18 protein-coding genes and 2 pseudogenes are annotated in these 23,229 nt (G+C 65.4%); 11 read left to right on the forward strand and 9 right to left on the reverse strand.

What is annotated here, in order from left to right:
• Nucleotides 1-85: 85 nt before the first annotated feature.
• The gene (gene dnaN, locus AC1C2S_RS08140) at nucleotides 86-1,234 is read right to left on the reverse strand and encodes a DNA polymerase III subunit beta (protein ID WP_495352019.1); all 1,149 of its coding nucleotides are present in this window, start codon (nucleotides 1,232-1,234) and stop codon (nucleotides 86-88) included.
• A gap of 562 nt (nucleotides 1,235-1,796) precedes the next feature.
• Complete coding sequence (dnaA, locus tag AC1C2S_RS08145; protein ID WP_495352020.1) at nucleotides 1,797-3,215, reverse strand: chromosomal replication initiator protein DnaA; 1,419 nt, start codon at nucleotides 3,213-3,215, stop codon at nucleotides 1,797-1,799.
• Nucleotides 3,216-3,642: 427 nt separating this feature from the next.
• On the opposite strand from dnaA, the gene rpmH reads away from it, so the two are divergent.
• The 8 genes and pseudogenes from rpmH to AC1C2S_RS08185 form a co-directional block, all read left to right on the forward strand.
• A complete protein-coding gene (gene rpmH, locus AC1C2S_RS08150; protein WP_022892375.1) occupies nucleotides 3,643-3,780 on the forward strand; it encodes a 50S ribosomal protein L34 in 138 nt (45 codons plus the stop codon).
• Nucleotides 3,781-3,787: 7 nt separating this feature from the next.
• Nucleotides 3,788-4,159, forward strand: coding sequence for a ribonuclease P protein component (rnpA, locus tag AC1C2S_RS08155; protein ID WP_495352021.1), 372 nt, complete (start codon nucleotides 3,788-3,790; stop codon nucleotides 4,157-4,159).
• 1 nt (nucleotide 4,160) lies between these two features.
• Entirely contained in the window at nucleotides 4,161-4,589 is a 429-nt protein-coding gene (gene yidD, locus AC1C2S_RS08160) for a membrane protein insertion efficiency factor YidD (RefSeq protein ID WP_495352022.1), read from the forward strand.
• Nucleotides 4,590-4,597: 8 nt separating this feature from the next.
• A complete protein-coding gene (yidC, locus tag AC1C2S_RS08165; protein WP_495352023.1) occupies nucleotides 4,598-5,548 on the forward strand; it encodes a membrane protein insertase YidC in 951 nt (316 codons plus the stop codon).
• Nucleotides 5,549-5,552: 4 nt separating this feature from the next.
• On the forward strand, nucleotides 5,553-6,050 hold the full coding sequence (locus AC1C2S_RS08170; protein ID WP_495352024.1) for a Jag family protein: 498 nt from the start codon (nucleotides 5,553-5,555) through the stop codon (nucleotides 6,048-6,050).
• A gap of 16 nt (nucleotides 6,051-6,066) precedes the next feature.
• Nucleotides 6,067-6,696: a 16S rRNA (guanine(527)-N(7))-methyltransferase RsmG gene (gene rsmG, locus AC1C2S_RS08175; protein WP_495352025.1), complete on the forward strand. Its 630-nt coding sequence runs from the start codon at nucleotides 6,067-6,069 to the stop codon at nucleotides 6,694-6,696.
• A gap of 38 nt (nucleotides 6,697-6,734) precedes the next feature.
• A pseudogene (locus AC1C2S_RS08180) lies at nucleotides 6,735-6,925 on the forward strand (IS481 family transposase); the annotation flags it as partial.
• 65 nt (nucleotides 6,926-6,990) lie between these two features.
• A pseudogene (locus AC1C2S_RS08185) lies at nucleotides 6,991-7,390 on the forward strand (integrase core domain-containing protein); the annotation flags it as partial.
• 1,137 nt (nucleotides 7,391-8,527) lie between these two features.
• Here the strand turns inward: AC1C2S_RS08185 and AC1C2S_RS08190 are convergent.
• Nucleotides 8,528-8,692, reverse strand: coding sequence for a hypothetical protein (locus AC1C2S_RS08190; RefSeq protein ID WP_495352026.1), 165 nt, complete (start codon nucleotides 8,690-8,692; stop codon nucleotides 8,528-8,530).
• Nucleotides 8,693-10,978: 2,286 nt separating this feature from the next.
• Here AC1C2S_RS08190 and AC1C2S_RS08195 point away from each other — a divergent pair.
• Nucleotides 10,979-11,974, forward strand: a complete 996-nt coding sequence (locus AC1C2S_RS08195; RefSeq protein WP_495353219.1) for a ParA family protein — start codon at nucleotides 10,979-10,981, stop codon at nucleotides 11,972-11,974.
• Complete coding sequence (locus tag AC1C2S_RS08200; RefSeq protein WP_495352027.1) at nucleotides 11,974-12,954, forward strand: ParB/RepB/Spo0J family partition protein; 981 nt, start codon at nucleotides 11,974-11,976, stop codon at nucleotides 12,952-12,954. Before AC1C2S_RS08195 ends, AC1C2S_RS08200 begins: the two co-directional genes overlap by 1 nt.
• A 101-nt stretch (nucleotides 12,955-13,055) precedes the next feature.
• On the opposite strand, the gene AC1C2S_RS08205 is transcribed toward AC1C2S_RS08200, so the two are convergent.
• From AC1C2S_RS08205 to AC1C2S_RS08230, 6 genes are all read right to left on the reverse strand, one after another.
• On the reverse strand, nucleotides 13,056-14,015 hold the full coding sequence (locus tag AC1C2S_RS08205; protein ID WP_495352028.1) for a D-alanine--D-alanine ligase family protein: 960 nt from the start codon (nucleotides 14,013-14,015) through the stop codon (nucleotides 13,056-13,058).
• Between the two features lie 17 nt (nucleotides 14,016-14,032).
• Complete coding sequence (locus AC1C2S_RS08210) at nucleotides 14,033-15,355, reverse strand: aminotransferase-like domain-containing protein (protein WP_495352029.1); 1,323 nt, start codon at nucleotides 15,353-15,355, stop codon at nucleotides 14,033-14,035.
• Between the two features lie 170 nt (nucleotides 15,356-15,525).
• The gene (trxA, locus tag AC1C2S_RS08215; protein WP_056007113.1) at nucleotides 15,526-15,849 is read right to left on the reverse strand and encodes a thioredoxin; all 324 of its coding nucleotides are present in this window, start codon (nucleotides 15,847-15,849) and stop codon (nucleotides 15,526-15,528) included.
• A gap of 87 nt (nucleotides 15,850-15,936) precedes the next feature.
• Nucleotides 15,937-16,911 (reverse strand): thioredoxin-disulfide reductase, encoded by a 975-nt coding sequence (gene trxB / locus AC1C2S_RS08220; RefSeq protein ID WP_495352030.1) that lies wholly within the window; start codon nucleotides 16,909-16,911, stop codon nucleotides 15,937-15,939.
• Between the two features lie 187 nt (nucleotides 16,912-17,098).
• Nucleotides 17,099-18,721, reverse strand: coding sequence for a murein biosynthesis integral membrane protein MurJ (gene murJ, locus AC1C2S_RS08225; protein WP_495352031.1), 1,623 nt, complete (start codon nucleotides 18,719-18,721; stop codon nucleotides 17,099-17,101).
• Entirely contained in the window at nucleotides 18,714-21,185 is a 2,472-nt protein-coding gene (locus tag AC1C2S_RS08230; RefSeq protein WP_495352032.1) for a DUF6049 family protein, read from the reverse strand. The genes murJ and AC1C2S_RS08230 overlap by 8 nt, the downstream gene beginning before the upstream one ends.
• A 106-nt stretch (nucleotides 21,186-21,291) precedes the next feature.
• Here AC1C2S_RS08230 and AC1C2S_RS08235 point away from each other — a divergent pair, with 106 nt between their 5' ends.
• Nucleotides 21,292-22,728 carry a CCA tRNA nucleotidyltransferase gene (locus AC1C2S_RS08235; protein ID WP_495352033.1) on the forward strand — a complete coding sequence of 479 codons (1,437 nt, stop codon included), beginning with the start codon at nucleotides 21,292-21,294 and terminating at the stop codon, nucleotides 22,726-22,728.
• The last annotated feature ends 501 nt before the right edge of the window (nucleotides 22,729-23,229 follow it).

Here is a 23,229-nt window from a genome sequence, read left to right on the forward strand (position 1 = left end):
CCGACGTGGAGCACTTCGGTCGAGTAGCGAGCGAAGCGACCGTCTCGAGACCCCGCTTCGTCGCTATTCGACCAGCGTCGGTGTATCAGCGCAGCAGCAGGTTCGGTTGCAGCAGGTAGCGGTAGCTGTCGGCGCCGGCCTGCTCGCGCGAGGACTGGCTCGTGATGAGCACCGGGCCCGGCTTGTTCGGGTTCTCGGTCTTCGTGAACGAGACGCGGACGAACTCGGAATGCACAGCGCCGAGGCCGTCGAGCAGGAACTGGGGCTTCAGCGAGACCACGGTGTCGTCACCGGTGAGAATCGCGTCGATCGACTCCGAAGCCTGCGCCTGCTCGCTGCCGATCGCCTCGAGTGTGAGCCCGTCGGCCGTGAAGCTGTACCGCAAGGCGGCCTCGCGTTCGAGTACCAATGCCACACGGCGGGTCGCCTCGATGAGCTCGGCCGTGTTCACGACCGCGTAGTTGTCGACCGTCTCGGGGAACAGTCGTCGCACCGGCGGGAAGTTGCCCTTGATGAGCAATGACGTCACCGTCTTCTTGTCGGCACTGAAGGCGATGAGTTCGCGATCGTCGCGGCTCGTGATCGAGACCGAGATCGTGCCGGAGTGGCCGAACGTCTTGCCCACCTCTTGCAGGGTGCGGGCGGGCACCAGCGCGGTGACCGTCTCTTCACTGGCGACAGAACCGCCGTCCCAGTCGAGTTGACGAACTGCAACGCGGTAGCGGTCGGTCGCGACGAGGCTGAGATTGTTCTCGCGCACCTCGAGCTGCACGCCCGTGATCACGGGCGTGACGTCGTCGCGCGACGCAGCGACCGCCACCTGTGCGACGGCCGCGGCGAACTCCTCTGCCGGTACGACACCCGACGGGGGCCCGATCTCGGGAATCGAAGGATATTCCTCGACCGGCATCGATAGCAGTGTGAAGCTCGCGGAGCCGCAGCTGACCGAGATTCGACTCTCTTCTGTTGCGACACGCACGGGAGCGTTCGGGAGGCGGCCGGCTATCTCGGCGAGCAGGCGCCCCGAGACGAGCACTGTGCCGGGCTCTTCGACGTCTGCCTGGATCTCCGTCTGAGAGGAAACCTCGTAGTCGAAGGACGAGAGCACGAGGCCGTCGGCGTTCGCCTGGATCAGCACGCCCGACAGGATCGGCAATGTGGTGCGCTGGGGCAGCAGTTTGACGGCGAAGGAAACGGCCTCACTGAAGACGTCGCGGTTGACCTGGAACTTCACGGTTCTCCCGTCGTGGATGTCGCTGGGTGGCTCCCATGTTATCCGCAGAGTTCAGCTCTCCGCGGGCGAATCGATGCCGACTGTGCGCTGCCCCGCCGATGCTCGACGCTCGCCGATTTCCAAGGTTGTGGGAATCCCCCCTTAAACACTTAACTCTTAACAGTGTTAACCGCTGTGGAAACTGTGGATGGTGTGCAGAGACCTGCGGAACGACGCCGATCGCGCGGCATCCGATCTGTGCACAGTGTGTGGGTTCGTGAGCGGATGCCTCGTCATGACGCCGATCGCATGACACTGTTCTGCACAGGCAGGCACCCTGTCTCAACAGGCTTCATGCGGTTCTTCGCGAACAATCCACAGGTTCTCCACAACTGTGGGAATCGCCTGGAATGGTCGTGCACGGTCGCTGCAGACCCGCCCGCGTTGGTCGAGAAGGCGCGCCAATGACGTATCGAGACCCGCCTCCGGTGTTGGTCGAGACGGCGCGCAAATGACGTATCGAGACTTTGCGACAGGTCTCGATACGCTCCTTCGTCGCTACTCGACCAACGGTTGCTGACGCTCAGCGGTAGCGGCTGACCTGCTTGATGCGGGCGGTGAGCTCGGTCACCTGGTTGTAGATGGAGCGGCGCTCCTTCATGAGTTCCGAGATCTTCTTGTTCGCGTACATGACCGTCGTGTGATCGCGATTGCCGAACAACTGGCCGATCTTCGGCAGCGACAGGCTCGTGAGCTCACGGCAGAGGTACATCGCGATCTGGCGTGCGGTCGCCACGGCCTGCGACCGGCTCGAACCGTAGAGGTCGTCGACGGTCAACTTGAAGTAGTCGGCGGTCGCCGTGATGATGTCGACCGGGGAGACGACGTTGTCCGAGTCATCCGTGATGAGGTCTTTCAAGACCGTCTGCACGAGGGGCATGTCGACCGCCGTGCGATTGAGGCTCGCGAACGCGGTGACGCGAATGAGGGTGCCCTCGAGCTCACGGATGTTACTCGAGACCTTCGACGCCATGTACTCGAGGATGTCGTCGGGCACCTGGAGTCGTTCGGACTGCGCCTTCTTGCGGAGAATGGCGATGCGGGTCTCGAGGTCGGGCGCCTGCACGTCGGTGATCAGGCCCCACTCGAAGCGGCTCCGCATGCGGTCTTCGAAGCCCGTCAGGTGTTTCGGCGGCACATCACTCGTGATCACGACCTGCTTGTTGTGATCGTGCAGGGTGTTGAAGGTGTGGAAGAACGCCTCCTGCGTCTCCGCCTTGCCCTGCAGGAACTGGATGTCGTCGATCAGCAGGATGTCGATGTTGCGATAGCGCTGCTGGAAGAGCGATCCGCGGTTGTTGGCGATCGAGTTGATGAAGTCGTTCGTGAACTCCTCGGAACTCACATACCGCACGCGAATGCCCGGGTACAGGCTCATCGCATAGTGGCCGATGGCATGCAGGAGGTGGGTCTTGCCCAGGCCGGAGTCGCCGTAGATGAACAGCGGGTTGTACGCCTTGGCCGGGGCTTCCGCGACCGCGACCGCGGCGGCGTGGGCGAAGCGATTGGACTGCCCGATGACGAAACTCTCGAAGGCGTACTTCGGGTTCAGGCGAGTGTCTCGTGACGAGACCGGGCTGGTGTTCTCGAAGACCGACTGGGGGGAGGCGGGCATCTCGACCGGATCGAGCTCGTCGATGAACGGAGACTGGGGCTCTGGAGCCCGCGCCTCCTCGAGCTCGGGGTTCACGACGACGTAGAACGAGGTCACCGGCGACGGCGCCTCGACCACGCTCATCGCGGAGAGCAACGACACCCGCATGCGCTGGTTCAGCATTGTCGCCGTGAAGTCGTTCGGAACTTCCAGATAGAAGGTGCCGGCCGCGATGCCCTTCGGCTCGACGAGATTGAGGAAGCCCTGCAGCATCGGAGTGATCGCGTCGTCGTCTGACAGCCGATCGAGGATCGTCGCCCAAGTATCCGTGATGGGCTGTTCTGTCATGGTTCCCCGCAATCAGTCCGGTGCCGTCGTCTGCCGCTCATCGATCCCCCGATCGACGGAGCAAGCGGCGCGAGGCGAAGTGTTCACTGGGTTATCCACGCCCTGTGGGGAGAATTCGGAAGAAGCCCGAGATTCCGCGCACCAAGCTGGGGATAACTGGTGTCAAACGCTATCCAATGAACCCGTTCCCGACAAATGCCGATTGGGGGATTCGACGTCGTGGGCGTGTCATTCCACAGGCGATCCTGAGGTTCGGGCGATACTGTCTCTTTTGCACTATGCCGGGTTGAACTCTGTTCGGTTTGACCCCGAGGCCTCGAGGCCGTAGTTTTAATCAGTTGACCCCAGCCCATCAGGGCACCTATTTTTCCCGCCTTCGCGCTGTTCAGCGGTCCCGGCGAGGAGATCCGAACGCCGGAGAAGAAGAATGAGCAAGCGTACTTTCCAGCCGAACAACCGTCGTCGCGCCAAGAAGCACGGCTTCCGCCTTCGCATGCGCACTCGCGCCGGCCGCGCCATCCTGTCGGCTCGCCGCGGCAAGGGTCGCACCGAACTCTCGGCCTAGTACTTCGGTGCTTGCCAAAGCCAATCGCATCACGAGCGCCGACGACTATCGAGTCATCGTGCGCCGGGGTGCGAAGGTGGCCGGTGCCCACACCGTGAGTTATGTGCGCTCACGGGAGTCGGGCGCTGATGCACGGTTCGGCTTCATCGTCTCGAAGAAGGTGGGCTCCGCCGTTCGACGCAATCTCGTGCGTCGGCGCTTGAAGGCCGTGTGCCATGAGGCGCTCGGCGATGGTATCTACGACGTCGATGTGGTCGTACGAGCGCTGCCGTCGGCCGCCGCCGCCGACTGGAATGAGATCCGCGCCGAGGTGCTGAGTGCACTTCAACGCCGGCGCACGCGCGCCTCAGCAACCCCATCGCAGGAGAAGGGCGAATAGCGTGAAGAACGCCGCCCTGTTCGTCGGGCTCATCCCCCGCAATCTCGGGGTGCTCGTCATTCGCGGCTATCGCGCAGCCATTTCCCCGCTGTACGGCGATGTCTGCCGCTACTATCCGTCTTGCTCGTCCTACGGACTCGGTTCCGTGCAACAGCGCGGCCTTCTCCTCGGCTCGGCGCTGACGGCCTGGCGCATCCTCCGCTGCAACCCGTGGACTGCCGGCGGCATCGACGACGTCAAGGCCGCACGCCACTCGCGCTACCGGGTGACCCCGTTCGGTTGGGTCGTTCCGGCCGGCATGGGGCAGACGGATGCATCTCTGCCGATGCGTACTGGCTCGGTTCACCACGATCACTCTCATCGCGACGACTTGCACCGCGACGACGCGGAGCTCTTGCTCTCCTCCCCCACCTTGTCCCGGAAGGACTGACTCACTACATGGACATCATCAGCATTGTCCTCTGGCCCATCAAATGGGTCATCGAGCTGATCCTCGTCGCGTTCCACTCGATGTGGGACTTCCTCGGCCTCGATCCCAACGCAGGTGGCACCTGGATCCTCTCGATCGTCGGCCTGGTGATCGTCGTTCGTGCGGCGTTGATCCCGATCTTCGTCCGGCAGATCAAGAGCCAGCGCCGCATGCTCGAGGTCGCGCCGCAACTCAAGAAGATCCAAGACAAGTACAAGGGCAAGAAGGACCAGTTCTCCCGCGAGGCCATGTCGCGCGAGACCATGGAACTCTACAAGAAGACGGGCACCAACCCGCTCTCATCGTGCCTGCCGCTCCTGCTGCAGATGCCGATCTTCTTCGGACTCTTCTCGGTGCTGAACGACGCCCAGCATGACAAGGCCGGCGTCGGCGTGTTCACCCAGCAACTCGCGAACTCGTTCGCGAACTCAGAGTTCCTCGGTGCCCCGTTGAAAGGCACGTTCATCGGCGCGATGAACGGAGAGTACCCCTGGCAGGTCATGGCCATCGCGGCCACGATGATCGTGCTGATGACGGCTTCGCAGTTCATCACCCAGCTGCAGATCGTCTCGAAGAACATGTCGCCCGAGACCAAGGCGAGCCCGATGTTCCGCCAGCAGCGCATCATGCTGTACCTGCTCCCCCTCGTGTTCGCGTTCTCCGGTGTCGCCTTCCCCATCGGCGTCATGTTCTACTGGCTCGTCTCGAACTTCTGGACCATGGGTCAGCAGTTCGTGGTCATCAGGAACATGCCGACGCCGGGCAGTGAAGCCGCGAAGGCCCGTGAAGAGCGGCTCGCTCGCAAGGGCAAGCTCGTCGTCGATGAGAAGACCGAGACCGCGATCGAGTTGCAGGAACCGAAGAAGACGCAGCGCCAGCAGCCCGTGAGCAAGTCTCGCTCGAAGAAGCAGGGGAAGTAGACCCATGACCGACGTACAGCACGAGACGGAAGACCGCTCGACCGCTCAGCTCGAGGAAGAGGGCGAGATCGCGGCGGACTACATCGAGGAACTCCTCGACATCATGGATCTCGACGGCGACATCGACATCGACGCCCGCAACGGGCGCGCGTATGTGTCAGTGAACGCCGGTGCAGGTGAGAACCTCAACCTCCTCTCCAAGCCCGAGACGGTGAGCGCGTTCCAAGAGCTCACTCGACTCGCCGTGCAGACGAAGACCGGTGCGTTCTCGCGACTGATCCTCGACATCGGTGGTTCACGCGACGCTCGTCGCGACGAGCTCGCGAATCTCGTGACTCGGGCTGCCGAACGTATCGATGGAGGCGCGGCAGAAGCCTCGCTCCCCCCGATGTCTTCGTACGAGCGCAAGCTGGTGCACGATCTCGTGGCCGAGCGCGGTCTGCACTCCGAGTCACGCGGCGAGGGCAGTGACCGTCACACGGTCATCACGCGCGGTGCCTGACGTTTCACGTGAAACGGTGATCGACGGACTGGAGCCGGAACCGGCCGCCGCAGCCGAGATCTTCGGCGAGCACATCGACGCCGGCCGCGCATTCACGATGGCGCTGGCGCGGCGCGGCGAAGAGCTCGGCCTCATCGGGCCACTGGAACTCCCCCGGCTCTGGACCCGTCACGTCTTGAACAGCGCGCTGGTGGCACCGCTCCTGACACCGGGGCGCGTGGGTGATGTCGGTTCGGGCGCCGGGCTCCCCGGAATCGTTCTCGCCATCTTGCGACCGGATGTCTCGTTCACCCTCATCGAGCCGATGGAGCGTCGCGTCGCCTGGCTCGAGCGGCAAGCGAGTGAACTCGCGCTCACGAACGTCACGGTCGTGAGAGCCCGAGCCGAAGAAGCGAAGCTCTTCGGCTCACTCGACCAGGTCACGGCTCGCGCAGTGAGCGCCTTGCGCACACTGATTCCAGTGACCGCACCGCTGTTGCGAGCAGGCGGCGAGCTGGTGCTCATGAAGGGCGCCGGCGTCGACGCCGAGATCGGCGCAGCCGAGAAGGTCATTCGCAAGTACCACCTCCGCGACGTCGAGGTTCTCGTGCTCGGCGAGGGTGTCGTCTCCGAGGTCACCCGGGTGTTCCGCGCAACTGCGGGCTGACTCCTCTCCTCGGCGGGCAGAACTGGATCGGCCCGGAACTGGGGCTGCGCGAGCGAACGGTGTCGCGGATCCTGCGCCGGCACAACGTGGTGTACCTGGCGAAGCTGGACCCGGATGACGGGCCAGGAGATCCGTTCGGAGAAGACGACCGCGACCCGCTACGAGAAGGACCGCCCGGGCGTGCTGGTGCACATGGACGTGAAGAAACTCGGCAAGATCCCCGACGGGGCGGCGCGCGTCTATAGCGGGGCTGCGACGCACGCGGCCGAGAAGCGGCTGAGGAAGGTCGCCTACGCCTACGTTCATTCCCGTGTCGACGACCACTCCAGCTTGGTGTACTCCGAGGTCCTCCCTGACGAGATCGAGGTCACCTGTGCGGGCCCGTGACCTGCACCGCCACGTACTTCGCCGGTCACGACATCACCCGTATCGAACGCGTGATGACCGACAACGCGTGCGCGTACAAGCACTCGATCGGCGCCGTGGTCACAGCCCTGGGCGCCACGCAGAAGTTCATCAACCCTCACTGCCGAGAGCAGAACGGCACGGTCGAACGCTTCAACCGAACCTCGCAACCGGGTGGGCCTACCGGCAGCCCTTCACCTGCAACGACGAACCCGAAGCCGCCCTTGCGCCCTGGATCGAGAGGTACAACACGCGACGGAGTCACACCGCACCTGGAGGCGAACCCCCCGGCCAGCCGACTGATACCAACGCCCTGACCGGGTACACCTCGACCGTTCTGAACCTGGTTCGTACCTGCATGGGCATCTGGCTCCGGATCCGGGGTCGGCTCGGATCTCGAGTCGGATCTCGAGTCGGATCGGAAGCGGCACGGCGGACACAGCCGTGTTCGATCAGCGTGTCCCGGATGTTCCTACGATCCATGCGTGGTGCGGCAATCTACGTGTTTCGACTCGTTCGTCGGCACAACCCTTCCCAGCGCCTTCTCGAGATCGCCCGCGCCATGATCATGGACAAGTGGCCTGCAGCAGGGCGTTCAGGCAGGTATGAGATTCAGAGAATCGATCGTGTGCCTCACACGCAGACGGTCGAACATCTTGCCACTGTCTCCGCCGTGGCGGATCGTACGTTTCACGTGAAACATGGTCGATGCACTGCTGCTTGCCGGTCTGAAGGTGGCCGGCTTCAGGATGGTCGGATATTCGGCATATCGTGCCGTCGTCTGCATCGTGGCAGGTCGTGCGTTTCACGTGAAACATGGATGAGGCCACAACGAGGAGTGGACGTGCGGAGAGGCACATTGGAGCGCCGGCTCTAGGGCGTGTCGCGTGATTGCGTCGGCCGGGGCACTCGCTGACTCGCGCTGGCCAGTGGTGGGGGCGCATGCACGGTTGCCGGTCACGCGCGTTCGGCTGCTGCAGCTGCCGTCGAGTCGTCAGCGACGCTTTGTGCGATGCCGACCATCACCAGGACGACGTCGAACGAACTACACCCGGTGGCGGGTGACACGAATGCGCGACGGGATCGAGAGGATGCCGAGGCGAACTGGCAGAACCCTGACGCACCGGTTGGGGCAAGCAAGACATCGACCGCACGGAACCCGTCGACTCTCGCGGTCGGATCGGAGTATCCGAGATGCTGTTCCTGCCAAGGTCGGGGCACACACGAATCCGGACTTCGGAAGCGAACCGCGGTTCAGGGACGCAGGGGATGTTGTTCAAAGTCCCGATCCAGTGCGGACGGCGCGCGACCGCCACGCAGATTCACGTTCGGTGCTCGTGCCACCGAGGTTCCCGCACGCCTGTTGTGCAGCGTTGTGCTGGGTGGTGTTTGCTGGGTGGTGTTGTGACGCATGGTCGCTTCGCGATCAGATCTCGAATTGCCATGCAATGTTCAATCGGAGCTTGCGCACCACGATGTGGATGCCGCCCAAGGCCAGATCGCCGCGCGATCGGTGCGTTCCCGCGACCCGAACTTCTCGGCGCTCCGACGTGTCGGAGTAGGTGACGAGTCCGAGCGATGTGTTCGCCATGGTCACTACGAGTAGTGCGAGATTGCCGTCCACAAGGTGTGGACCCAGCTTGCCGCCGCGCAAGCCCGCGCCATGTCGCTCGCGCGGAGTAGGGGTGTGCGGCCTCATTCGCCCGCTCCCCTGGGCGTGTGCGACATGTAGCTCTCCTCCCCCAGCGTCGCGCGCCGCACGCTCGGCCAACCGGGCGGACGCGCGAGCGTCGAGCCCGCGGGCCGACGAGTGCGGAACACTCACTAGACGTCCAGTGGCCAGTGTCAAGCGATGACGTTCAACTGTCGATGATGTGCATCGGGTGGTGAGCCGGTGCGCGTTCCATGCCGCCGTCGACGATCCGGGGCGGACGGGCGCACTGGCAGGCCGTGAAGCCGCTGCGGACTGCACAGTGAACAAGCCATCAAGCGCGCACCGCTGGTTGGATTTTGCATCGCATGCGCCGATATCGCGAAGCCCTGCCCTGACGTTTCACGTGAAACGCCGTGAGTCTGGGCGCATGCCAATCGATCCGCACCGAGCTCGTGGGCGGCAGGTGCGGGAGAACGCCCTCTTGTCGGCATTGCAAGGACCGGCTCGCATCCCAGGGCATCTCGCCGAGTGGCGCGACCCCGCATCACTCAACATCGACGCCGTTTCACGTGAAACACCCCCTGGTTCATCGAATCACGCTCGTGCGTTCTTCCACGAGGGGTCGCGGCCTCGGGGGCCCGCGGCATCACCGTGTGCTGATCCTGCTCCAGGGTGATCGAACTTTCGACCACTACGTGGACGACGCACAGCCGTGATTGATGGGTCGCCGCGTCGACGAGGAAGATCCAGCGCGGAGGAACCCGCCTCAATGCGCGCATCGCTCAAAGACTCTTGATCGCCGACCCACTCTGACCGTCCGGACGCCTGCCGGTACACTCGCCAGCACCCAGCACCCAGCACCCAGCACCCAGCACCCAGCACCCAGCACCCAGCACCCAGCACCCAGCACCCAGCACCCAGCACCCAGCACCCAGCACCCAGCACCCAGCACCCAGCACCCAGCACCCAGCACCCAGCACCCAGCACCCAGCACCCAGCACCCAGCACCCAGCACCCAGCACCCAGCACGAATGATCCCTCGGGTGGCCGGACTCTCTATCCCGCCGTGGCGACCGGTCCCGTGCACGTCTCTTTTCGAATCGATCAACTGACTCGGGCGTGCAAGCTTGTGAAGGCGCCTTCAAGTGATCATGGCCGGCCTCATGTTTCACGTGAAACGCGGGGAGCTCACCCTTCGGCGCACGGATTCAACCGGCATCCGTCCGCTCAGTCAGCTGCACCGGTGCCCGCCACCGGAGGACACCATCTCTGAGATGCCGACCACTCCTCCCCCGAGGACGATTGGTATGGATACTCCCGACTTCGCCCGTCGTCAACTTGAGAGTCGGTCGCGACGGTTAGGCTTGTCTCTCAGGTCGGGCCGCTGCAGAATGCGTCGAAACGACCGCACACCAACGGTTTGGAGCAATCGGGATGGCACAGGGCGGGGGACGTGGATGGTTTCATCGCAAGCGCTCTCAGCCTGACCCCGAAGAACTCGCTGAGGGCACCGCTCAGGCGAGGTCCGCGTCGCCGTTGGTCTCGGAAGCATCCGTGCCTGAAGAACCCCAGTCCGACCCCGCCGAAGTCTCGTCGCAGCAACAGTTCTCTGACTGGAGCCCGGGGTCTCATTCGGCGGCCGCCGCGCGCCCGCTTGTCGGTGTCGCGGCAGAAGCCGGTCGACCCGACGGCACATCGGAGCAATCCGGTATCGACGCCGCGAACACGCCCATCGGCGACGAACGCGCGGCATCCGCTCTCGAGCAGACCGAATCGCCCAGCGCGCCGCTTGGATCTGCGACCGTGAACGATGCCGACGACCCCTCGACCGAGATCCCGTCGGACCGTGGCATCGACTGGGACGCGGAGACTGCTGCGGCGCTGACTGCCGACGCAGAACCCATTGATGAGGTGGCGGTGCACCACACGGCAGACCCCGATCGCCTCCTGGAAGACCTCATACGAGAGATCGTCGGGGATGCCACCGCCGACACGGCTTCGGCGCTGCACCCCATTCGAACCCCAGCTGAGGCTGACTCGTCCACACCAACCTCCAACGGTGTGCCGGCCGCGCCGCAGGCAGCACCGGAAGAGCCCGACGATGCGACCATCTCGGCGGTTGAACCGCAGGTTGCACCGACACCCGACGGCGGCGTGCCAGTCAGCGAGCAACCGCACTCAACGGCGGCCGTGGTCGACCATGAACGTGTGGCGAGCACGCCGATGATCATCGCTCCTGCCGCTCCTGCCGCTCCTGTCGCTGCGGACGTGCAGGCTACAACCCTGAGACAAACCGAAGCCCTTGATGTTTCACGTGAAACATCGCCTGATCACGGAGGAACTCCCCTGGCTTACGAACTCGCCGACGAGACCCGTCGGCGCATCGCCCTCGATGAAGCAGTGCTCCCCCTGCCGCCAGCGACGCGCGTGCTGACGATCTCCAATCAGAAGGGCGGCGTCGGAAAGACGACGACTGCGGTCAATCTCGCGGCCGGCCTCGCACGTTCGGGTGCCAGAGTGCTCGTGATCGACCTCGATCCGCAGGGCAACGCATCGACTGCTCTCGGCGTCGATCACCGTTCCGAGCGCAAAAGCGTTTACGAAGTGCTCGTCTCCGATGTCACCCTGGCCGAAGTCGTCCAACCGTCGACCGAGCACGAGCTACTCGATTGCGTGCCCGCGACCATTCATCTCGCCGGCGCAGAGATCGAACTCGTCTCCCTCGTCGCTCGAGAGCAACGGCTGCGACGAGCGCTCGACGCGCACCTCGCCTCGATGGACCGGCCCTACGATTACGTCTTCATCGACTGCCCGCCGTCACTCGGACTGCTCACGATCAACGCATTCGTCGCGGCCCGCGAGGTATTGATTCCGATTCAGTGCGAGTACTACGCGCTCGAGGGCCTCTCGCAACTCCTGAGCAACATCGAACTCATCGAGAAGCACCTCAATCCTGAACTTCGACTATCGACGATCCTTCTGACGATGTACGACTCCCGCACGAACTTGGCGCAGCAGGTGGCTCAAGAGGTGCGGGAGCACTTCCCCGTCCAAACGCTCGAGACGATCATTCCCCGTTCAGTTCGGGTGTCTGAAGCACCCAGTTACGGGCAGAGCGTGATCAGCTACGACTATGCGTCGAGCGGATCTCTGTCGTATCGAGAGGCAGCAGCCGAGATCGCCCGGCGCGGAGCTGCGAGACCCGAGGAGTCGAACTGATGGCAACAAAACGGACCGGACTCGGTCGCGGGATCGGTGCACTGATCCCGAGTGGGGATGACCACTCCCGCACTCGCCCCGTCGACGTGTTCTTCCCGGATTCAGAGACCCAGCCCACCGCTGCCGTCGCTGTTGTCGAACAAGCAGCGTCGATCGACAACCTCGTCACAGTTCCGGGTGCGCACCTCGCGCGTCTTGATCCCGATGACATTGTTCCGAACGCCCAGCAGCCGCGAAGCGTCTTCGACCCCGATGACCTGGCCGAGCTCGTACACAGTGTGCGCGAGTTCGGAGTCCTGCAGCCCATCGTGGTTCGTCGGCACCCCGAGTTGCCGGGCAAGTACGAGCTCGTCATGGGTGAACGACGACTTCGTGCGACCAAGGCAGCGGGACTCGACTCCATTCCGGCTGTCGTCAAAGACACTGCGAACGAAGACATGCTTCGCGACGCACTGCTCGAGAACCTGCACCGCTCTCAACTCAATCCGCTCGAAGAGGCCTCGGCCTATCAGCAACTCCTCGCCGACTTCGGTATCACTCAAGAGGAACTCGCTTCACGTATCGGTCGGTCGCGGCCCCAAATCTCGAACACACTCAGACTGCTCAAGCTTCCCGAGGCGGTGCAGCTTCGTGTTGCGGCCGGTGTGCTTACCGCTGGGCATGCCCGGGCGATCCTCTCCGTCGGCGATGACGCCGCCGGCATGCAGCGATTCGCCGACAAGATCGTGAACGAAGAGTTGTCGGTTCGGGCCGCGGAAGCGGTCGCCACGAAGGAGCCGAAGGCGTCCCGTCCGAAGCCCGCGGCAGGCAAACGACAGGACTTCCTCGAAGACCTGGCGACTCGCCTCGGTGACCGGCTGAACACTCGGGTCAAGATCGCTCTCGGCACGAGAAAAGGCCAGATCAGCGTTGATTTCGCGACGGTTCAAGACCTTCGGCGCATCCTGACGGAACTTGGCGAGAATCTCGACGGGGTCTGAGCACAAGAGGCGCTCAGGATCGCTCCTGACGAACTGAAATCACGTGAAATCCGCGCCGGGAACGCCGCTCGAACGCCTCTTCCGCTTCGGAGCGGACTGACTCAGTTCGCTCGCAACCTGGCTGCTTCGACGAGCGCGCCGTAGAGCGTCGCAGCATCCGTACCGGACGCCTCGATCGCGAGCGGAACGAGCGACGTTTCAGTGAGGCCGGGAATCACATTCGCTTCCAGGAACCAGGGTGTTCCGTCGGCATCGACGATGAAGTCGACGCGAGAGAGATCCCGAAGTCCGAGTGTGCGATGCGCGAGCACCGCGGCATCCGACACCGCAGTGACCGCTACCTCATCGAGACGAGACGGAGCGTAGAACGTGGTCTCCCCCGCGTTGTATCGGGCCTGAAAACTGTAGACCCCGGCAGTCGGTTCGATCTCAACCGCTGGGAGCGCACGTGGCCCATCACCTGTATCGACGACCGCAACCGCGACTTCGGTGCCGAAGATGCGACGCTCGACCACCGCCACCTCTGCGTAGGTGAACGCCTCGACCATCGCGCGCGGCAGGTCGTTGGCGTCTTCGACGATCGTGACTCCTTGCGCGGAACCACCGGAGGCCGGCTTGACGACGAGGTCGCCTTCGAGCGCCGAGCGCACGACTCTGAGTACGCTCGATGCGCCGAGCTCGCGGAACGACTCATGAGAGAGCACGATCGATTCGGGTACGGCCACGCCGGCTTCAGCCAGCAACGAGCTTGCGACGGGCTTCGACCACGCTCGCCGCGCGGCCGCGCCTGACGACCCGACCGTGGGCACATCGATCGCAGCCAGCAACTCGAGGAGGGATCCGTCTTCACCACTCGAACCATGAAGCGCGGGGAAGACCACGTCGGGGCGTTCGCTCGACAGGAATGGCAGCAGCCCGGCGTCGGGATCGCGCAGCACCACTCGATGCCCCGCCGCGATGAGCGCGTCGGCGACTCGGCGACCCGACCGCAGCGACACGTCGCGTTCGTGGGAGATGCCGCCCGCGAGCACGACGACGTATGGGGCGGAAGAATCGCTCATGATCAGGTGTTTCTCCACTACTTCAGATCGGATGGCGGCGCGGAATCGTATCCCGTGCTCGGTGGGAGCTGCAGCGGTCCGGTGCCCGCAAAGGTGTCGAGGAGGTCGAGTTCACCGTTGATGACCGTCGCGAGTCGCCGGACGCCGAGCCTGATCGCTTCGGGCGTGGGATAGCAATACGAAAGCCGCATCGCGTGCCGCCCGCGGCCGTCGGCGAAGAATGCGGTACCGGGGGTGTACGCGACGAGCTCCTTCACTGCACGCGGCAGCATCTGCTTCGAGTCGAGAACGTCGGGCATCGTGACCCAGACGTAGAAGCCGCCGTTGGGATTCGTCCAATTCAGATGGGGCAGGTACTCCCCCAATGCCTCGATCATCGCGTCTTTCCGCTCCCGATACACGCCCCGGAACGTGTCGATCTGCCCGCGCCAGTCGGTCGTCGCCAGGTACTCCGACACGACCAACTGGCTGAATGAACTCGGTGAGAGGATCGCCGACTCGGCGGCGAGGATGAGCTTCTCACGGATCGCGTGCGGCGCGAGCGCCCATCCGACCCGGAATCCGGGGGCGAGGGTCTTCGAGAACGAGCCGAGATAGATGACGCCCTCGGGATCGAGCGATCGGAGTGCATTCGGCGCAGGCTCATCGAAATGCAACAAGCCGTACGGATTGTCTTCGAGGATCAGTATCTCGTTGGTGCGACAGATCTCGAGGATCTCGGGCCGACGCTCTGCCGAAAGGGTGACACCCGCCGGGTTGTGGAAGTTCGGAATCGTGTACAGGAACTTGATGCGCCGACCCTGACCGCGAAGCGCGGCGATCGTCTGACGGAGTGCCTCGGGGATGAGTCCGTGCTCGTCCATGGCCACGTGCACGACGTTCGCCTGATACGACCGGAATATGCCGAGCGCCCCGACATAACTCGGCGACTCGGCGAGGATCACATCGCCCGGATCGATGAACAGCTTCGCGACGAGGTCGAGTGCTTGCTGAGATCCCGTCGCGGTCACGACGTTGTCGACGGTGGCACGGATGCCCTCGATCGACATCACCTCGAGAATCTGCTCGCGCAGCTCTGGAATTCCCTGACCAGAGCCATATTGCAGAGCAACTGCCCCGCGCTCGCGCATGACCTTCTCCATCGACGAGACGATGAGGTCGTGTGGCAATGCAGAGACGAACGGCATGCCGCCGGCAAGCGAGACCACCTCGGGCCGCGATGCGACGGCGAAGAGTGCTCGGACTTCGGAGGCGGCCAGCCCGGCGGCTCGCTCGGCGTAATTCGCGTACCAAGGGTCGAGATTATTGCCGGTCCGCTGGGGGACGCCGTCAGAAGTCACTGCACTCTTCCGTTCTGTTCAGGGTTTCCATGGTAGTTGCTGGGTACGGGGCGCTTGGTCGGGGGCCGCGTGCCGCCGCGGCATCCGTAGCTCGTGAACGCGCAGCCCGGTGGAGACACGAAAAAGACCCGCCCGGCTTTCGCCGGACGGGTCTGAAGTTCGACCGCCGACTACGAGATGTAGGCGGCGAGGTCGGCCTCGAGTGCGGGCTTCGGCTTGGCGCCGATGACGGTCTTGACGACCTCGCCCTTCTCGAACACCTTGAACGCGGGAATCGCGGTGATCTGGTACTTCATCGCGAGACCGGGGTTCTCATCGACATTGAGCTTGACGATGTCGAGCTTGTCGGCGTGCTCGGTCGCGATCTGGTCGAGAATCGGACTGACGGCGCGACACGGGCCGCACCATTCGGCCCAGAAGTCCACGAGGACGGCCTTTTCGTTGTTGAGGACCTCCTGCTCGAAGGTGGCCTCGGTCACTGCACGTGCAGTCATTGCGTTCTCCTTTTGGTGAAATCGGATGTCGCGAGGCGAAGCCCGCGGCGAGGGCGCGTGTCACCCGAGCGAACGGGTGACACCAGGTCAGTTGACGGCGGCGAACTCCGTCTCGAGTACGGCTTCGGCGGCATTCTCGTTGCCGAGCGCCGCGAGGTAATGTTCGGCGTCGAGTGCGGCGGCCGCACCGGATCCGGCCGCCGTGATGGCCTGGCGGTAGTGGGGATCGACGACGTCGCCGGCCGCGAAGACGCCGGGGATGGAGGTCTTCGAGCTGCGACCCTCGACCGCGATGGTGCCTTCTGCGGTGAGGTCGAGCTTGCCGTGCACGAGGTGAGTGCGCGGATCGTTGCCGATGGCGATGAAGAGCCCGTCGAGGTCGAGGCCGCGCTCGTCACCGGTGGCGGTGTCGCGCAACGTGACACCCGTGACCGCGCTGGTGCCGTGGATCGCAGCGATCTCGGCGTTCCAGATGAACTCGATCTTCTCGTTGTCGAACGCGCGCTGCTGCATGATCTTCGACGCTTTGAGCGTGTCACGACGGTGGATCACGTAGACCTTGTCGGCGAAGCGCGTCAGGAACGTCGCTTCCTCCATGGCGGAGTCGCCGCCGCCGGCCACGGCGATCGTCTTCTGACGGAAGAAGAAGCCGTCGCACGTGGCGCACCAGGAGAGACCATGCCCGGAGAGCACCTCTTCTTCGGAGAGGCCGAGCTTGCGGTACGCCGAACCGGTCGCGTAGATGACCGTCGCTGCCTCATGCTCATCGCCGTTGCCGAGCTTCACTCGCTTGACCGGGCCGTCGAGGTCGAGCTCGACGACGTCGTCGTAGACGACCTCGGTGCCGAATCGCTCGGCCTGCTCCTGCAGCTTCGTCATGAGGTCGGGGCCCATGATGCCCTCTGGGAAGCCGGGGAAGTTCTCGACTTCCGTCGTCTTCACCAGCTCGCCGCCGATCTCGACAGAACTCGCGATGAGCAGGGGTTTCAGCTGCGCGCGGGCGGCGTAGATCGCGGCCGTGAATCCGGCCGGGCCCGAACCGATGATGATGATGTCGCGCAAAGCCGCTCCCGTCGTTGCTGGTGATTCGTAGCATTCAACGAATCGGATGCCACGAGATGCTCAACACAGTCTAAGCGGCGACTATTCCGCGGCCGGTCGGCGAGCCAGGGTGTTTGGATGCTGCGGGGCGGGTGCTGTGCCCGTGTCCGCGTCGCCGCGGCTCAGCGCCGGTGCTCAACGCCTCGGCTCAGCGCCGGCGAAGGCGCGCGACGAGCGGGGCGGCGAATCCGCGCAGCTCGGGTGACCGCAGCATCCAGAGCACCGCGAAGTACAGCGCGCTCATCACTGCGCCGATGATCGCCATCGACACGATCGCGGCGAACACGCTCGAGAGCGCGAAACCGTCGAAGGTGGTTCCACCGAGCGCCCAGAGCAATGCGAGACCGGCGATCACGGGCAGCACGAGCGCGGCAGCGGACCGTCCGTAGGCGACGAAGATGCGTCGGCCGTCGAGTGGACCGATGCGTCGCCGGAGCAGCACGATGGCGAGGATCGCCTGGATGGTTCCTGCGACGGTGATGACCACGGCGATGCCGAACGCCACCCACGCACTCGGGAGGGCGATGCAGGCCAGGGTGCCGGCGATGATCAGCACGACCTGCACGAGGGTGATGAAGAACGGGGTCTTCGTGTCGTGGAGCGAGTAGAAGGTGCGTTGCACGATGAAGAGAATGCTGAACGGAATGAGGCCGACGAGGTAGGCGAGCACCACCGCACCGGTCGACCACACGAGGGGCTCGACGGAGGAGAACACTCGAGCGAAGAGGAACGCACACACCATGAGCACCGCGGTCGCGACCATCAGGATGACGCCGACGCCGCGCACCGCGCTGGAGAGGTCGTCGCGCACCTTTCGGAGTTCGCCGGTGGCGGCGTGCTCGCTCATCCGCGTGAAGTAGGCGGTGGCGATCGACACCGTGATCACCGAGTGCGGCAGCATGAAGATCAACCAGGCGTTCTGCTGCGCGGCGATCGAGGCTTCGTCGTGAGATGCCGCGGGGGCACCCACGACGGAGGTCTCGACGAATCCGGCGATCGTCGTGAGCAGCAGCATTCCGAAGGTCCAGCTCGCGATGCCCGCGGTCGACCTCAGGCCGACGCCGCGCCAGGCGAAATCGGGTCGGTAGCGCAGGCCCGCACGACGCCAGAACCAGAACAGCACGAGCGCCTGGACTGCGACGCCGAGCGTCGCGCTTCCGGCGAGGAGGGCGATCATGCCGGGCGACCACTCGCCTGCGGTGCGCAAGCCATCGGGGTCTGAGGCGAAGACCAGCACGAATACGGCGAGCCCCGCGAGAGCGACGATGTTGTTCAGTACCGGCACCCACGTGAAGGGGCCGAACACGCGCTTGGCGTTCAACACCTCGCCCAGCAGCGAGTACATGCCGTAGAAGAAGATCTGCGGTAGGCACCAATAGCCGAAGGCGACGGCCAGACCGAACACGCCGTCGCTCATGCGGCTGCCGATCAGTGCCGTGAGCAGCGGTGTGAGCAGCGTCGCGATGAGCGCGGCAGCACTGAGGATCACCAACCCCAGGGTCATGACCTTGTTGATGTAGGCGACGCCACCGTCGCGATGCGCGGCCGACCGCACGATCAACGGCACGAGCACGGCGCTCAACACGCCGCCGGCAACGACCGCGTAGATGGTGTTCGGCAGCTGGTTCGCTGCGGCGAACGCGTTGGCACCGGCACCGCTGCCGCCGATGACGGCTGCGAGGAGGGCCGCCTTCACGAAACCGAGGATGCGGGACACGATCGTTCCCGAGGCGAGGAAGACGCTCGCGCGACCGATGCGATCTTCAGCCATCGCGGCGCTCGTCACCGGGTTCCCGGGGCGTTGCCGCGGCATCGGGTTCGGTGGCATCCGGCTCCTCCGTAGGCGTCGCGGTTTCGGTCGCTTCTGCGGTTTCGGTCGTGTCCGCGTCCGCGGCATCCGATTCCTCCGCTGCTACCTCTGCATCGTCGGGTGCTTCCGCAGCAGCTTCGGCGCGCTGTCGGCGGAGGCGACGGATGTTGCGCCACACGCCGATGCCGAAGAACACGACGACCACGACGCCGAGCAGGGCGGCGCCGAGACCTTCCCAGTCGGCCTGCACGTTCGCGGGGATCATCGCGGGGGTGCCGATCGGCACACCTTCTGGCGAGGTCAGCGTCACCGTGAGGGTGACCTCGCCGTTGCCGATGCCGGCGGCGACCGGCACCCGCACGAGGCTGCGCGATTCGGGGTCGACCGTGACCGTCTTCTGGTCTTCGACGATCAGGCGACCGTTCGATGGCTCGACATCGACGATCACCGTGACCTGGTACGGCAGCGCGTTGAGGATCGTCGTGGGCACGCCGGTTTCACTCGAGACCACGTTGATCGGGCTGCTGGGCACGACCGACACTGCGCCGAGCGTGTTGCGCTGGTCGAGAAGCCACTGGCCGACGGCCGTCTCCCAGCCCGCATTGTCTTCCAGCCAGGCGACGTCGAGCAGGGCGAGCAGATCGCGCCGCGCTGGTGCGGAGATCAGGCGGGGGTCTTCGAGCACGGTCGCGAACGCGGTGACATCCGCTTCGGCGCGTACGAGCCGATCGACATTCGCGCGGCGCTGCTCGGTCTCGAGAAGGTCGACCAGCGCACGCTCGACCGGGGGCGCGCCGATGGCATCCGAGAGCGTCGCCGGTCGGGCCCAGGGGCTCGCGGCCAATTCGTCGAGCGTCGCCGAGACGCGCGACGACTGCGTTCCCGCGCCACGGTCGAACGTCGTGAGCAGTGTGAGCTGCTGCCCGGGGTTCGCTTCGGCGCCGAGCACCAACTCGGCGCCGAGCAATCCGGTCGCGGAACGCCATTCCGTGTCGGTGAGCGCTTCGGACGCCTCGCGCAACGGCGCCGTCAGTCGCGAGTCGGCCACGACCGCGGTCGAGCCGTCGACGTTCGATGCCGCGTTCGACCACGATTCAGTCGCACCGACGTTGCCGGGGGCGAGGAGCGCTGTCGTCAGCCCGGCATCGCTCAGGAAGGCGAGGTTGCCCGCGGCGACCGTGTCGTCGGCCGGCCAAGCGATGTCGGTCCGCGTGTAGGGCCACGCGAGCAGCTCTTCGGTGGTGGGCAACTCGCCCGAAGCGGGCGGTGTCGGATTCGCCGACGGGGTGGCTGCGGTATCGCCCGTGGCGGCGTCATCGGTGTCGGCATCGGGATCCGCGCCCCCATCGGCCGCGGCATCCGCGAAGTTCGCGGCATCGAGCGCGTCGGCGAACGACGTGGGGGTGAGCGGCGCGGTCAGGCCGACCTGCGCCTGCACCGCGAGATCTGCATCTGCATACGCGAGCGGGAATATCTCGTTGGGCAGTACGGCGAGGCGTTCGAGCCAGGCGGTGGCCGTGGCCGGCGCCGCAGTGCCGAGCACCCTGATCGACGCGATGATGCGGGGATCGATGCCGATCGCGACCTGCCGGCCTGCGACGGCGTCGAGCTGGCGGGTGAGCAGCCCGAATGGCGCGGTCCACGTCGACAGATCGTCGGAACTCAGGAGTCCCGACGACGATGCGGGCACCGTGAGCGGATACGCGAGGGCGAGCGACACTGCGTCGGTCGCGGGCGCCGAGCTGTTGGCGTAGGCGTCGGTCGCGGATGCCGCGATGGCACCGTCGACGAGGAGCTCGACGCCGAAACCGAACACCGGTGACTCGGCGAGTCCGTCGAGCGTGTCGGGCGGAAGCGTGAAGGAGACGACGTCGACCGCACCCGCGGCGAGGGCACGGGACTCACCCGCCGCAATCACCATGCCGTCAAGGGAATGTATTTCGGGGGCGTCGGAATCGGCATCGGCCGCGGCATCCGGTTCGGCGACTGCCTGATCGAGCCAGGCATCGAGCTCGCTCGTGTCGTCGATGGCGCCGTTCGCACGAACCAGGCGCAGGGATCCCGCCGAGATCGACTCGGCGGTGGCGTTCTCGACCTCGACCTCGAAGGTGAGCGCCATGCCCGGAGTGATCGTCGTCGACACGGTCGGGGCGATGCGCACAAGAACGCCGTCGACGTTGCGGGCCGCGGAGCGCGCCGTATGCCCGGCCTTCGTCGCGGTCGCACTCTCAGCCGAGGCATCGAAAACCGACGCGTTCGCGGCAAGAGGTGCGGTGACGAGCGAGGCGACCACTGCGGTGATCAGACCGAAACCGGCGATCGCTCGTCGAGTCGCGGCGACCGCGCGTGGGGGGCGTCGCGCGGTCGCATCCGTCGATTCGCCCCTCGGACGCCGACGGCGCGCAGGGAACGACTCGGGCAGCATGCTGGCGATTCTACGGCGTGCCCGCCGAGTATCCGTTCGGCATCCACAGGCGGTCGGGCCCTTCACGAAACCAGACTCGGGCCGACGCCCGCTTAATATAGGAGCCATGCAGAGTGTCGCGACGGCCCTCGACCGGCTGGGCGAGCTGGCGGCTTCGCCGACCGTCGCGCGGCTCGCGAGCGCCTTCGAGGCTGCCGGTCACGAGCTCGCACTCGTCGGCGGCCCGGTGCGCGACGCCTTCCTCGACCGGCCGATCAACGACCTCGATTTCACGACGGATGCGACGCCCGACGAGATCCTCGCGATCGTCAAGCCGATCGCCGAGGCCCATTGGGACATCGGTCGTGCATTCGGCACGATCGGTGCGAAGATCGCCGGCGAGACGGTCGAGATCACGACGTATCGCGCTGACGCCTACGACGGCGCATCGCGCAAGCCCGAGGTCGTGTTCGGTACGAGCCTCGACGAAGATCTCACCCGACGCGACTTCACCGTCAACGCGCTCGCCCTCCGGCTGCCGAAGCTCGAACTGGTCGACCCGTCGGGCGGTGTCGAAGACCTCATCGCCCGAGTGCTGCGCACCCCCGCGGCGCCCGAACAGTCGTTCGGCGACGACCCGCTGCGGATGCTTCGTGCCGCCCGTTTCTCGGCCCAGCTCGGCTTCACCGTCGATCCCGCCACCGAGCAGGCCATGAGCGACCTCGCACAGGAGATCGACCGCATCTCGGCCGAACGCGTCAGGGACGAGCTGACGAAGCTGCTGCTGACGGGAACTCCGCGCGGCGGCATCCGCTTGCTCGTGGAATCGGGGCTCGCCGAACGCGTGCTGCCCGAACTGCCGGCCCTCTCACTCGAACGCGACGAGCATCACCGCCATAAAGATGTCTACGAGCACAGCCTCACGGTGCTCGATCAGGCCATCGCGTACGAGGTCGCACGCGGGGTGCTCGACTCCCCCGATCTCATCTTGCGGCTCGCCGCACTGCTTCACGACATCGGCAAGCCGGCGACGCGGCGGTTCGAGCCGGGCGGCGCAGTGAGCTTCTACCATCACGACGTCGTCGGCGCGAAGCTCGCCCGTAAGCGCCTTCGCGCGCTGCGGTTCGACAACGACACGATCGCGGCGGTCTCTCGGCTCATCGAGTTGCACCTGCGATTCTTCGGCTACACCGATGGGGCCTGGACCGACTCGGCCGTTCGCCGTTACGTGCGCGACGCGGGCGACCAGCTCGAGCGATTGCACATCCTCGCGCGGGCCGACGTGACGACGCGCAATCGCCGCAAGGCCGACCAGCTCGCCTTCGCGTACGACGACCTCGAAGAGCGCATCGCCGTGCTCGCGGGGGAGGAGGAGCTCGCCGCGGTGCGCCCCGAGCTCGACGGCGCCGAGATCATGCGGCTGCTCGACGTGAAACCCGGCCCGGTGGTCGGCGAGGCATACCGTTTCCTGCTCGAGGTGCGCCTCGACGAGGGGCCCATCGGCCCGGATGCCGCGGCCGAGCGGCTGCTCGCCTGGTGGGCGTCGCGCGAAGCGGGTGCCTGACCCCGTACCTGACCCGCAGGTTGCCCCTCGGCCAATGTTCCGTTCGCTCCCGGTGTTTCCTGTCAGGCGGAAACCGGGGCCCGAACGGAAACACCGACCGCGTGGTCGGAGACGCCGACTCCTCCTCGACACCTGACGCCTGATGGCTGATGCCCGCGCTGGCGCCTCATGCCGGCGCTTGACGGCGGCGCCGCACGCGGGTGCCTGGATGGCGGTGCCGCGCGCGCTGGCGCGTGAAGCCCGCGTGGGCCTGACCCGCGCGCGCGGGGCATCCGTTGTGGGGGTGACTTCCCGTCAAATGCGGGCCGAAACGGCGGGTTTCTGACGGAGATGCACCCCCGCAACGGTAGGGGTGGGCGCGGGGTGGGAGTGCGCGCGGGGTGGGAGTGGGCGTGCGCTGGGAGTGGGCGTGCGGTGCGAGTGCGCGCGGGGTGGGCGTGCGGTGGGAGTGGTCCTCCACAGGGCGGGGTGGGCGAGGCATGTGCACAGTTGAGGTGCTGA

Source organism: Agromyces sp. Y782, from assembly GCF_059445405.1.

Coding starts and splice junctions, on each gene's coding strand:
- yidC (WP_495352023.1), top strand. CDS start 4,598: ATGGACATCATCAGCATTGTCCTCTGGCCCATCAAATGGGTCATCGAG.
- AC1C2S_RS08195 (WP_495353219.1), top strand. CDS start 10,979: ATGATCATCGCTCCTGCCGCTCCTGCCGCTCCTGTCGCTGCGGACGTG.
- rpmH (WP_022892375.1), top strand. CDS start 3,643: ATGAGCAAGCGTACTTTCCAGCCGAACAACCGTCGTCGCGCCAAGAAG.
- AC1C2S_RS08235 (WP_495352033.1), top strand. CDS start 21,292: ATGCAGAGTGTCGCGACGGCCCTCGACCGGCTGGGCGAGCTGGCGGCT.
- AC1C2S_RS08205 (WP_495352028.1), bottom strand. CDS start 14,015: ATGAGCGATTCTTCCGCCCCATACGTCGTCGTGCTCGCGGGCGGCATC.
- AC1C2S_RS08200 (WP_495352027.1), top strand. CDS start 11,974: ATGGCAACAAAACGGACCGGACTCGGTCGCGGGATCGGTGCACTGATC.
- trxA (WP_056007113.1), bottom strand. CDS start 15,849: ATGACTGCACGTGCAGTGACCGAGGCCACCTTCGAGCAGGAGGTCCTC.
- dnaA (WP_495352020.1), bottom strand. CDS start 3,215: ATGACAGAACAGCCCATCACGGATACTTGGGCGACGATCCTCGATCGG.
- AC1C2S_RS08190 (WP_495352026.1), bottom strand. CDS start 8,692: ATGGCGAACACATCGCTCGGACTCGTCACCTACTCCGACACGTCGGAG.
- AC1C2S_RS08230 (WP_495352032.1), bottom strand. CDS start 21,185: ATGCTGCCCGAGTCGTTCCCTGCGCGCCGTCGGCGTCCGAGGGGCGAA.
- murJ (WP_495352031.1), bottom strand. CDS start 18,721: ATGGCTGAAGATCGCATCGGTCGCGCGAGCGTCTTCCTCGCCTCGGGA.
- AC1C2S_RS08170 (WP_495352024.1), top strand. CDS start 5,553: ATGACCGACGTACAGCACGAGACGGAAGACCGCTCGACCGCTCAGCTC.